This window comes from Endozoicomonas numazuensis (assembly GCF_000722635.1).
Taxonomy (GTDB): Bacteria; Pseudomonadota; Gammaproteobacteria; order Pseudomonadales; family Endozoicomonadaceae; genus Endozoicomonas_A; species Endozoicomonas_A numazuensis.
Map to the genome: position 1 here is coordinate 96,959 of NZ_JOKH01000009.1, position 11,743 is coordinate 108,701.

At 45.7% G+C, this 11,743-nt stretch carries 11 protein-coding genes; 5 read left to right on the forward strand and 6 right to left on the reverse strand.

The genetic code is table 11. The annotated features are described in order from the left end of the window. Window positions 1–28 precede the first annotated feature (28 nt). Window positions 29–1,228: a protein kinase domain-containing protein gene (locus GZ78_RS24590; RefSeq protein WP_034842315.1), complete on the reverse strand. Its 1,200-nt coding sequence runs from the start codon at window positions 1,226–1,228 to the stop codon at window positions 29–31. A gap of 458 nt (window positions 1,229–1,686) precedes the next feature. Between GZ78_RS24590 and GZ78_RS24595 the strand changes: the two genes are divergently transcribed. After that, entirely contained in the window at window positions 1,687–2,964 is a 1,278-nt protein-coding gene (locus GZ78_RS24595) for an AAA family ATPase (RefSeq protein ID WP_161787486.1), read from the forward strand. Further along, window positions 2,951–3,397 carry a hypothetical protein gene (locus GZ78_RS24600; protein ID WP_034842319.1) on the forward strand — a complete coding sequence of 149 codons (447 nt, stop codon included), beginning with the start codon at window positions 2,951–2,953 and terminating at the stop codon, window positions 3,395–3,397. The genes GZ78_RS24595 and GZ78_RS24600 overlap by 14 nt, the downstream gene beginning before the upstream one ends. A 69-nt stretch (window positions 3,398–3,466) precedes the next feature. On the opposite strand, the gene sthA is transcribed toward GZ78_RS24600, so the two are convergent. From sthA to GZ78_RS24620, 4 genes are all read right to left on the reverse strand, one after another. Then, entirely contained in the window at window positions 3,467–4,861 is a 1,395-nt protein-coding gene (gene sthA, locus GZ78_RS24605; RefSeq protein WP_034842322.1) for a Si-specific NAD(P)(+) transhydrogenase, read from the reverse strand. A gap of 243 nt (window positions 4,862–5,104) precedes the next feature. Beyond that, window positions 5,105–5,350, reverse strand: a complete 246-nt coding sequence (gene nqrM / locus GZ78_RS24610) for a (Na+)-NQR maturation NqrM (protein WP_034842324.1) — start codon at window positions 5,348–5,350, stop codon at window positions 5,105–5,107. 131 nt (window positions 5,351–5,481) lie between these two features. Then, window positions 5,482–6,576, reverse strand: coding sequence for an FAD:protein FMN transferase (locus GZ78_RS24615; RefSeq protein WP_236631685.1), 1,095 nt, complete (start codon window positions 6,574–6,576; stop codon window positions 5,482–5,484). Between the two features lie 287 nt (window positions 6,577–6,863). Next, window positions 6,864–7,511: a helix-turn-helix domain-containing protein gene (locus tag GZ78_RS24620; protein WP_236631686.1), complete on the reverse strand. Its 648-nt coding sequence runs from the start codon at window positions 7,509–7,511 to the stop codon at window positions 6,864–6,866. Window positions 7,512–7,634: 123 nt separating this feature from the next. On the opposite strand from GZ78_RS24620, the gene GZ78_RS24625 reads away from it, so the two are divergent. The 3 genes from GZ78_RS24625 (at window position 7,635) to GZ78_RS24635 (ending at window position 10,300) form a co-directional block, all read left to right on the forward strand. Then, a complete protein-coding gene (locus tag GZ78_RS24625) occupies window positions 7,635–7,931 on the forward strand; it encodes an ArsR/SmtB family transcription factor (RefSeq protein WP_034842328.1) in 297 nt (98 codons plus the stop codon). A gap of 89 nt (window positions 7,932–8,020) precedes the next feature. Beyond that, a complete protein-coding gene (locus GZ78_RS24630) occupies window positions 8,021–8,545 on the forward strand; it encodes a rhodanese-like domain-containing protein (protein WP_034842331.1) in 525 nt (174 codons plus the stop codon). A gap of 372 nt (window positions 8,546–8,917) precedes the next feature. Beyond that, window positions 8,918–10,300 carry an alanine/glycine:cation symporter family protein gene (locus GZ78_RS24635; RefSeq protein WP_034842333.1) on the forward strand — a complete coding sequence of 461 codons (1,383 nt, stop codon included), beginning with the start codon at window positions 8,918–8,920 and terminating at the stop codon, window positions 10,298–10,300. Window positions 10,301–11,118: 818 nt separating this feature from the next. On the opposite strand, the gene GZ78_RS24640 is transcribed toward GZ78_RS24635, so the two are convergent. After that, the gene (locus tag GZ78_RS24640) at window positions 11,119–11,589 is read right to left on the reverse strand and encodes a hypothetical protein (protein ID WP_034842335.1); all 471 of its coding nucleotides are present in this window, start codon (window positions 11,587–11,589) and stop codon (window positions 11,119–11,121) included. Window positions 11,590–11,743: the final 154 nt, after the last annotated feature.

Below are 11,743 nucleotides of genomic sequence, written 5' to 3' on the forward strand. Positions count from 1 at the left end.
GCGTTCACTATTACCACGATGCGGGATTTCAATATGACTGCTGCAACTGCCGCAGTTGTTGCCGAGCCTCTATCAGTGACATCCGTTGTTCTGGCTCATAGCAGGTCAAACCTATGATCAAACTTTTCACGGCAAGCAGCCCACGCCCCATGGATCTATCCAGAAAATCTTCTTTTTCGATAACATCCATTCTACTGAATTCAACCAACCGTTCTGCGAGAACAGACCGATCGGTTGACTCACTTCTTTGACCATCACGCGTGTAATCACAAGGATTCACTCCCGTACTCAAGGTCATTATCAGTACCCCCAACCCCCAGAGATCAATAGGCTTCCCTGAAGCAGGATGGTCTTTTTTCTGTTTTTCCAATAACAGTTCAGGTGGCATATAAAGGTACGTTCCGTAATACCCTGACAAGCCCTGTTGCTCAGTGAGTTTCTTCAAACCCCCAAAATCAACCAGCTTTATGGTCTGCCCCGATGAATCCAGCATAATATTTTGTGGCTTCAAATCGCGGTGAACCCTATCCATTTTGTGCAGATACATCAACGCTTCGACGATCTCCAAACTGACTCGGATGGCACAGACGGGCCCCATCTCAAAACCAGGAACAGGTTTAACTTTTGACAGGACATCATAAAGGTTACCGCCTTCCAGATACTCTGAAATAACGGCCACAAGACGAACACAGCCAATGTCTGAATCAGGCACCTGATCAATATTTCTGACAGCCCCATAATATCCTGTTTTCATATCCTGAATGACAACCGCATGCACCTTCATAAGGTTGGGGTGATCAAGCCCCAACCCCAAAGCCTCACCTGAGCTTTTGGACAATGCTTGTCTCTGGTTCATTATCAGTTTCACAGCAAACGGATTTTTCGAAGGGTCTTGATACAAGCTCACAGAACCAAAATGCCCTTTATCAATGGGTTTATCCGGTTCCAGTTTGAAGAGAAGTGATAAGGCTTTATCAACAGAAAAGGCTCGACAACGAGCATCCCAACCAGCAACAGGCTTGAGTTCAGCAGGTTGCTTCAGGACAACTGTCTTTCTCCCAGCAACAGATACGCCTGGGGTTGGAGCTTTGACTGCTGATTCTGGAAGGCTTTTCCTCTTTAAATCTGCAGGTGTTGCTTTAGAAGGCGATTTTGATGCTGAAACTTTTTCGGTCGGAGCAGGCTGAACGTGATTACCTGCCTTCGGAAAACGAATTGCCAGATTCATTGCCCCTATCCTATGTATTCCTCCACAGGTATTTGGACAATAGAAGGTGAGAAATATTCAGAACAGAATGGACAGCAGGACTAACTGTTTATGGCTAGGAGGCTGACCGAGAATAGCGTCCGAGCATAAAATTCAGTAGAACGAGTCAGCTTTTTCACTGAATTTGTGCGAATAGTTGACCTATTTAAGCAAATTCAGTGGAAAAGATGGCCGTTCTTTCTGGATTTTAGGCCGGGCTGTCTATTCTCGGTCAGCCTCCTAGTAGAGCTGCTTACCAAAAGCGCAAGAACTTAATGTCGCCCAAATACAGCATTTAACATAAAAATATGACTGTTTTTTGCGGATTAACCAATTAACTGATACCATATCAAATATACTATTTTATACTGAAAGTAAAAATGCTTATAGATTTTTATGTACAAAACTTTGCTTCATTCAACTCCAAACAAGAGTTAAGCATGATTGCATCCACCTCTACTAAAGAGGGTTACAATCTTGAAAACATCAAGAGTGTAGATGCATTTGGCATTAAAAGTGTACTTAAAAGTGCTGCTCTATTTGGAGCAAATGCATCGGGAAAATCTAACTTAGCGAATGCATTAGCTTCTTTTAAATCAATAATTCTTGGTTCCCTTGAGTCCATAAGCGAAAAAACCATTGATTCCGCAGTGCCTTTTCTTCTCAAAGAGAATGCATTCGATCAGCCAACAGAATTTGAAGTCACTTTTCTATCAAATGAAAACATGTACCGCTACGGCATTTCTATCAAGGAAGGAGAAATCGTAGAAGAGTGGCTGTACTGGACAAAGAATGTAAGAGAAACCTTATTGTTTCACAGAGAGAAGCAAACAGTTTCTTTTAATCAAAGGTCTTTTCCTGAAGCAAAATTTTTTGTAAAAAGAGAAGGCGAGTTATGGAATATAGAAAAAACAAAACCATTTATTCCCTTTATTTCAGTTTTATCTCAATTTGATGGTGAAAAATCAGTCACTGTTACAGAGTGGTTTAGTAAATTAAATGTTATTTCCGGCTTAACTAACTCTCAATTTAAACTATTTACAACAGAGTTATTCGAAGAAGACTTAAGATTCAAGGACTGGGCACTGAAAGTCCTAGACTCACTTCAAATTAATGGCATAGAAGTAAGTGAAGTTGAGAACAAAACTGCTTTTCCAAACGGAAAAAACAAACTAAAAGATACTGACCTAAACAATGCACTGAATGCTACCCAAGGTTTCTTGGGAAAAAACAAAATCAAAGAAAAAAGAATTGAAATCATAAAAAAAGACAGTAAAACAGGACGTCTTTTTACCTTCCCCTTATCTCTTGAATCAGAAGGAACAAAAAAATTAATACACCTTCTCGGGCCTCTTTACGAAGCAATAAAAAAAGAAGAAATTTTGATCATTGATGAGTTTGACAACAAATTCCATACTCTTCTATGCAAGTATTTCATAAAGCTCTATAACAGGAGCAATAGTGGCAATAGTCAATTAATATTGACATGTCATGATACAAATCTTCTAGATAAAGATTTATTCAGGAGAGATCAGATTTGGTTCGTAGAAAAGAACGATAACCACGAAAGCGAGATATACTCTCTAGTTGAATACAAAGAACACTACACAAGAAAAGATAGTAGTTATAGTAAAGATTATTTAGCTGGAAAGTATGGTGCTATTCCTCTATTTTCATCCCTTAGTGATCTTGGAGAAATTCTTAATGGTCAGGGATAGAGGTAGAAAATCTCAACGCTCTAGAAGAGAAAACACAAGAGATGAGAGAAAGATAGTTCAGATACGAGAACTATTGACCTTTAGCTTTAAATATTTAGATCAAACTCAACCATCTAGAAAATGTGAATCAATAGAGCTTTGGGAGGAAAAAAAGCTACTTAAAGCCCTGTTTTCAAGAGTCATTGACCTCTCAAAATTAACGCGAGAAGAGGCAGTTCAACAACAGCAAATTAAGATCTATGGAGACTTTCCTCCAGACAACAAAACATCTTTTTTTCACCCAAAACATGTTGATCAAAATGTTCCTTGGGCTGCAATTGAAGGCATTGGAGGAAAACCAAGAATTGCTGGCTTTATCTCAGAGAGCACTTTCTATGTTATCTTTCTAGACAGCGAGCATCAATTTTGGCATTCAGACAAGAAAAATACCTAACATAAATCCACAGACTGTGCTGAGAGCGCTATCTGTGGATTTAATACCAAGCATGTCTTTTCAATTCCTTTAAAACAGACGGTTCAAACCATCCAGAGCAGCCACACGGTAAGCTTCTGCCATCGTAGGATAGTTAAAGGTGGTATTCAGGAAATAGCGGATATTATTGGCTTCCCCCTTCTGGGACATAACCGCCTGTCCGATATGCACAATCTCAGAGGCCTGGTCACCAAAACAGTGAATCCCCAGCACTTCTCCCGTGTCGCGATGGAACAGGATTTTCAGCATGCCTACCGTTTCGCCGGTAATCTGGGCTCGAGCCAGCCTGGAGAAAAATGCCTTACCCACTTCATAGGGAACCGCTGCAGCCGTGAGTTCTTCTTCGGTTTTACCCAGCGAACTGATTTCCGGAATGGTATAAATCCCAGTGGGCACTTCGTTTACAAAACGCCACTGACCGGTATTTTCCATGTTACCTGATGCGGACCGGCCCTGATCGTAGGCCGCACTGGCCAGACTCGGCCAGCCAATGACATCACCCGCCGCATAAATATGGTCGATCTCAGTCTGATAGTTTTCATTAACAGATAACTGACCACGGCTGTTGGGTTTCAGACCAATCAGCTCCATGCCCATATCCTGGGTATTACCGGTACGACCATTCGCCCACAGGAGAATATCAGCTTTCAACTTCTTGCCCGATTTCAGATGCATGACTACACCATCATCCAGCATTTCAACTTTCTGATATTCTTCATTATGTCGAAGAATAACGTTCATTTTTCGCAACTGGTAACCCAGTGCATCGGAAATTTCTTTATCCAGAAAAGAGAGCAGTCGATCACGGGTATCGACCAGATCCACCAGCACACCCAGACCAGAGAAAATAGAGGCATACTCCGAACCTATAACCCCTGCTCCATAAATGATCATCCTGCGTGGAGTCGTGGTCAGCTGAAGAATGGAATCACTGTCGTAAACCCGGGGATGACGGAAATTAACATCAGCAGGTTGATAAGGACGAGAGCCAGTGGCTATCAGGACATTATCCCCATGGAGCTTTTCAACATGGCCATTTTCCTGTTGAACCTCAACAGTGTGCTCATCAAGAAAAGAAGCATGGCCAAAATAGAGATCAATCCGGTTACGGGCATAATACATGGTGCGAGACTGCACTTGTTTCTGAATAACACGCTCAGCGGTTTTCAAAACCTTGGGAAAACTGAACCAGCGAGGCTCACCAATCTCACGGAACATGGGATTGGTATTGAAGTCCATGATTTGCTTGACTGAGTGTCGCAGAGCCTTGGAAGGTATAGTCCCCAGATGGGTACAGTTTCCCCCTACAAAAGCATTTTGCTCAACCACTGCTACTTTTTTGCCCAGCTTGACAGCATTCATTGCTGCCCCTTCGCCAGCTGGACCGGAACCCAGCACAACCAGGTCGTATTGACTTACGCCCATCCTTTAACCCCTCAAAGCGGTCCAGGGAGCATTGCAAACAGGTCATGAACTGCGTACGCAGAGATCCATGATACTGCAACGCTTCCTTATCTTTCTTAATCTTCTTAACGTTCAGTACAGAGACGATCGGTCTTCTGTACTCAGAAACTCCGGTTTTGCCGGATGTTATTATAAGTCAGGCACCTGCCCTTTAGAGAATCAAGGCGTGGCGAGAAGCTCTGCAAGCCGGGGCTGAAGCCGATATCAAGCTTTGTTAACAGCCTTGTCCGCTGTTGCATCGTAAAACAGATGATCCATGTTCTTGTGCTGAGCTTCGGAGAAAGGATCGTTTTTATCCCCTCCTCCACAGATCATACACCCGTCTTTGAGACCCAGAGTGCTCAAGCCTCCGCAGGAACCCTTGATGGGCTTATTGGCAACAATGACGCCAATGGCCATCAAGGCAATCAGTCCCAGAAAGGTTCCAAATGTAATCAGCATCAATGTCATGATATTGCCCTCCTGACTAAATGCCTGTAGCGAAATATGAAATTGCTGAAAGCCTGAGAAGACTGCATTTTCATAGTAATAAGTACGTTGTCGTTTTCAAAGGTGAGGCCCTTCATGGCCCTCACCGTCACTCAATGTTCTTTTGGCAGATAAGGTTTGAAAGCGTCACTGTTAACGGTTCCGAACCCCTTATCTGTATGATAGGTGAAATGGGCTGCGATTCCTTCTCTGTTAGCCAGCTTCAGACCTTCTTTGTCACCCAGCACCATAAACAGAGTGGCCAATGCATCGGCTTCTGCCACATTATCATGAATCACTGCCACTTCCGCCAGACGTCCAATTTCTGGATGCCCGGTTTTGGGATTAATCGTATGGGAGTATTTCTGGCCATCCACTTCAAAGTAATTCAAGTAATCACCCGACGTGGCCATAGCCTTGTTCTGCAGTGCGACGATCAGTGCAGGCTGGCTGCCTGTCATGGCTGGACCGCGAATACCCAGTTTCCAGGCAGAGCCATCCGGCTTTGGGTCACCTACTTTAACTTCGCCACCGATTTCAACCAGGTAGCTCTTGATGCCTTCTGACTCCAGCAAAAATGCTACTTTGTCGACGCCAAAACCCTTGGCAATGGAACTGAGATCGACAAATACGTCTTTGGTGCGAGTCAGCTGATCGTTTCTGGTATCTGCAATAATCGCCTGATAGCCCACTTTGGCACGAGCTTCAGCGATCTCTTTATCCGAAGGGAGTTCAGCAGGATGATTTTTCATCATCCACTCAATAAATTCAGGGGCTTTCTTGTCGCTGGCTTCAGAAGGTTCTGCCGTGTGGTCGGCAGGCTGCTTGTCTGCATCAGAAGGACCAAAGCCCCAAAGATTAACCAGCGGGCCAACGGTTACATCGTAAGCGCCATCGGATAAACGAGAAATCACCAGACTTCTTTCAACCAGGTCCACCAGCTCATCAGAGGCTTTGAAGGGTTTTCCGATTTCAGACCGGTTAAACTGCATCAGTTCGGAATCATTACGATAGGTCGACATACTGTCGTTAACTGCTTCCAGTAACGCATCAACCTGCTGTTTTACATCGTCGACAGAATGGGAAAAAGGGGGAGAAGCGTAGGTAATACTGTAAGTGGTGCCCATGGTTTCGCCCTGAATATGTTTCAGGGTCGGGCGCATGCTCAATGCATAAAAGCCTGCAGCCAGTAAGATTAAGCCGATCACCAGGGACCGCTTGTAGGATTTGGACAACAACCTGCTCTCTCCCGCAGAAGCTGGAAATACCTGTCTGGCATTTCCAGGGTTCGTTCAAGGGCGCAGAGTGTATCACCGAGAGAGGTAGATCGTCATCCGTACAGAACACGAGTTCGATGTTTCCTTACCGGTTAAAGCTCCACCTTTTCAGGTGGGAGTGCCGGATCAACAGCGTCCTTTTCATCCAGCACCTGAGTCGCGAAGGAATGGAAGTATTTCAAACCGGTTAATGGGAAGTTCAGCCGAAAAAAGGTCAATCAGGCTGTAATCCAGAGAATGACGGCGTCCTCTTCACTAAGTGAAACCAGAGCATGCCCCATCTCGGCATCATAGTAAGCGCTGTCTCCCTCCTCCAGCGCCACCGGCTGGTAGAATTCGGTATAAAGCATGACCTGACCACTGAGTACCAACAAAAACTCCTCTCCCTCATGCCTTACCCAATCCTGATAATCCTCAAAAGAACGGGCAAAAACAGTGGTCCTGTAAGGCACCATTTTCTTACCCGATAACTCTGCTGCCAGTAATTCATGCTCATAGGTGGTGGTAGGATGAAGTCGCCCCTGTCCCTTGCGAGTAATATCCCGACGTCCGCTGGCGGCTTTTTTTTCCTCGGGCTGGGTAAATAACTGGGGAATATCAATACCCAAACCATTGACCAGTTTGGTCACTGCGGTAAAGGTCGGAGAAATCTGTTCGTTCTCTATCTTTGAGAGAGTAGATCGAGCCAGGCCGGTTCTCTGGCTGGCTTCTTCCAGTGTCAGATTCTGGCTCAGTCGGATTTCACGAACCCTCTGGCCCAACTGCAAAGGCTCAACGGCCGCTTCCCTGTGACTTCGGGTGATAACGACCGATTGCTTTTCCTTCTTTAAAAAGTGTGCCTGCTCTGACATTTCCTGCTCTGACATTTATAGTTATCTCGACATCCTGATAGCCTCGATACTATATAAGCTCCCCGGAAAAAGAAAGCGATGACTCTTACCGTCATTTCGGCTTGACCCACTACATTAGATAATTCTAATATAGCCACCATGAAAGATTTTGAAACGATGCAATCCAGTGCTGAAGAAGCGGCAAGATTGTTGAAAGTACTGGCAAATCCTAACCGTCTTATGACGGTCTGCATGCTGTTGGAAGCCGAGCTTTCAGTTGGCCAGCTTAACCAGGAACTGCCTCTTTCTCAGTCTGCGCTGTCGCAACATCTGGCTGTTTTGCGAGAAGAAGGACTGGTGGCCACCCGAAAAGAGGCACAAGTCGTTTACTATCGACTGGCAAAACCCGAAGTCAAAAAAATTCTTGCGGTGCTTTATGAGCTGTATTGCCAGTAACTGAATGCAAAGACTCTGCAGAGAGTCTTTTTTTAGCCTTATTATATTAGATATATCTAATTTAGATTTTTCTTATAAGAGAATTTCCCATGTCTGTAAACTGGATTTCACCAGAACAGTTCTCTGAGCTGAAACAAACCCTTAAAAACGACATTCTCTGCCTCGATATCCGCAGTGAACAAGAGCATCAGCAGTCTCATATTCCTGGTAGCTGTTTAGTGGCTCAACACAACATTGTTCGTTTACCTGTGGAGTCACTGCTTATTTATTGCCAGAGCGGTATACGAACTGAAAGACTCCAACAGGATCTTCAGAAACTGGAGAGTCAACAGATTTACCTGCTGGAAGGAGGCCTTGACGCTTGGAAGGCAAAGGGCATGGAAACCCTTGGCAGCCAAAGTTCCGGTTTAAGCCTGCCAAGACAAGTACACTTGATTGCCGGATTATTGATTCTTGTTTTCAGCCTGCTCACTTTGACCATCAGTCCTTTATTCACAACAGGACAGATAATTGTCGGAAGTGGTCTGACTCTGGCGGGCCTGACAGGGTTCTGCGGTATGGCCAGACTCCTCTCTTTCGCGCCCTGGAACCGCGCTAAAAAGCCAGTCTCATGACGTCATTCCATTCTGCAATTATTGCTCTGCTCTGTTGTGTAGTCATCAGGAGAATAAACCTGTCCAACTGATCAATAATCTACAGATTTGTTATAAACCTTTGAAGGCGGCATTTTTACGGGAGAAAAATCTTATTTCAATAAAAAAATGCTGCTGTTTTTCTTGCCAGAAGTTTCCAATGATGCACATCCAGCGTTGTATTTACGCTTTTATTTCATTAAGTTAACCGTACCGTCAGGATAAGAAACCCTGAAACCACCCATCCTGACTGCTGACCATCTGACTGTATATACCCCCTATGAAGGGGCGTATAAAAAAAAGCTTTAAGCGACTTAAAAAAAACAACTAATTGGCGTGGAGTAAAGTTTCAAAATGGAAACATTAACCGAAATTATCGGTGCCATTAATGGCGTCGTGTGGGGGCCCACGATGCTGGTCCTCATTCTGGGGGTAGGGCTCTTCCTGATGCTGGGTCTGCGGTTAATGCCCCTCCTTAAACTGGGTACGGGCTTCAAGCTACTCTGGCAAGGCCGCAATACAAAACCCAATGAACAAAACTCAGGTGAGATCTCTCCTTTCCAGGCGCTGATGACAGCCCTTTCAGCCACCATCGGCACAGGTAACATTGCCGGCGTAGCTACAGCCGTATTTATGGGCGGACCTGGAGCCCTGTTCTGGATGTGGTGTACTGCCATGGTCGGTATGGCAACCAAATTCTCTGAAGCCGTACTGGCCGTAAAATTCCGCGAAGTAGACGAAAATGGCAACCATTATGGTGGCCCTATGTACTACATAAAGAATGGTCTGGGCTCACGCTGGGCATGGCTGGGGACCGCATTCGCTATTTTCGGTGCCATTGCTGGCTTTGGTATTGGTAACACAGTTCAATCCAACTCTGTGGCTGACGTACTGCACAGTAACTTCGGTTTGCCTCCCCTGGCGACCGGTCTGGTTCTGATGACTCTGGTCGGCGCTGTGCTTATTGGCGGCATCCGTCGTATTGGAGCGGTAGCCAGCACCCTGGTTCCTCTGATGGCTATTGCTTATCTGTTTGCCGGGCTGGTCGTTCTGGGCATCAATGCTGACAAGATCCCTGAAGCCCTGAGTCTGGTATTCACCCACGCCTTTACGCCTACTGCAGCTGCCGGTGGCTTTGCTGGTGCAGCGGTCTGGGCAGCTATCCGGTTTGGTGTCGCTCGTGGCGTATTCTCTAACGAGGCGGGCCTGGGCTCAGCACCTATCGCTCATGCGGCGGCCAGAACCAATGACCCTGTTCGTCAGGGTATGATTGCTATGCTGGGCACTTTTCTGGATACCATTATCGTCTGCTCCATCACAGGTCTGGTGATCATTACTACCGGGGTCTGGACGTCAGGCGCGACCGGTGCAGCTCTGACTTCTGCTGCCTTTGCGGAAGCCCTTCCCGGTGTAGGTAATTACATTGTGGCGGTTTCTCTGGCCATTTTTGCTTTCACGACTATTCTGGGCTGGAGTTTCTACGGCGAGCGCTGTGTCGTTTTTCTGATGGGACCAAGAGCAGTGAAAGCTTACCGCTTGTTATGGATCCTTGCCGTTCCGGTCGGTGCGACTGTGAGCCTGGACTTCATCTGGCTGGTAGCAGATACCCTGAACGCCATGATGGCTCTTCCAAACCTGATTGCTCTGGTACTGCTCAGCCCGGTTGTCTTTAAACTGGTGCGTGAATACTTCAGCAGACAAGCCGAAGCGGAGCAGACAAAAACAGTTTCTGACTAAACACTGACTCGCGCAAAACTGGCCAGAGATAAACGACTGGCCAGTCCTTTTAAAGGTGTAAACAGCTCAGTCGTCTGTTTGCACCTTTTCTCCCCAAACCCTCATTATTTGTCCTCTTCAATCCTTTCCCAATTCCGAACAAAATCCTATAGCGCCAAAAAGCTCATTCTCAGGATGTCGAATTCTCAATTAAAACATAAACTCCGTTCACCCTGAGCCTGTCGAAGGGTAATGACTCTGGGCTTCGACAGGCTCAGCCCGCACGGGGCCTGGTCAAACAAGACATTATTTCCAGCCTAATCCTTATTTATCGAATCATCCGTAAAAAAGCTCTACTCACCTGCCCTGTCACTGCTACTTTTTTAGCACCGCCATTCGTTTCAGCTACCGGTCAGGAGTCGCATTTACGGCCAGTGAAGGTGTAAAAAACCATCGAATGCCTGACAAGGAATATCAGGAGAACTTTTCTGATATCAAGCCGCCATTATCGTCTTATCAGGCCAACTGATTGAAACACCAAAACACGTAGTCATTCCCGCCAACCGTATCTAATCATACTTTCTGACTCATTGATCATGCACCCTTGGCAACTGCTCCTTCATTGCCCTACCTCCTGCATTCATGCAGACTGCGTTGCAACTCTAGTCACATAGCTGGCTATGCTCCCGCCGTTACGCCTTGCAGGACACCTGCCCAATAAGCCGGAAATATTCGATTCCATAGGGCTGGGTACATAGCTGGCTATAGCGAGGAATTCCAATACTGGAATTGTGTTCAGCTTGCCAGCGCAATAGCGTAGTTAGGCTATGCGATGGGTATTAATAACTGGGCGGAGCATATACTCTGTCCGGATGAAATCGGGACCTGCAGGAATCAGTCCCACTCTGCTGTTCTTTCTTTGAGAGGTTCTGCATATCTTCATGGGTAAGAAAGTCATATTCGCAACAAGCCTCATAGACACCCAGTGATGCGCCATAAAGCCCCCCCACAATAGAAGCAGAAAGAGAGGGAGCATAGGCAATTTTCTCGCCTACGTAAGTCAGGTTCTCAGGTGACAAGAAACGGATAGCCCTGGCAGCCAGTGATTTCTCCGGAGGTTTCGAGGCCGCTTCAGGAAAAGCTTTATGAAGACCGCCAATCAATAATCGACTCAGCTTATCACCCAGCCTGTTTCCCATAGTCGTTACAGAGCGCCCGAATGCATGAGCTTTACTTACAGAAGCCATTGCAGCAATAAAAAGCGTTTCTAAAACGGTCTTTCTGGAAACAGTTGGCAGCAGGAATTTCATAAATTCTCCTCCTGAATTTCCCCTTTTAATTAAACAGGCACCCTGCTTAACATCCCTATCAAAGAATTTTCATCCGGCTCTGAAATTATTATGAATCAGTTAATTACTGTTATCTCTGACCAACCTGTCAGGGATAATGACTCACGAGTCATTC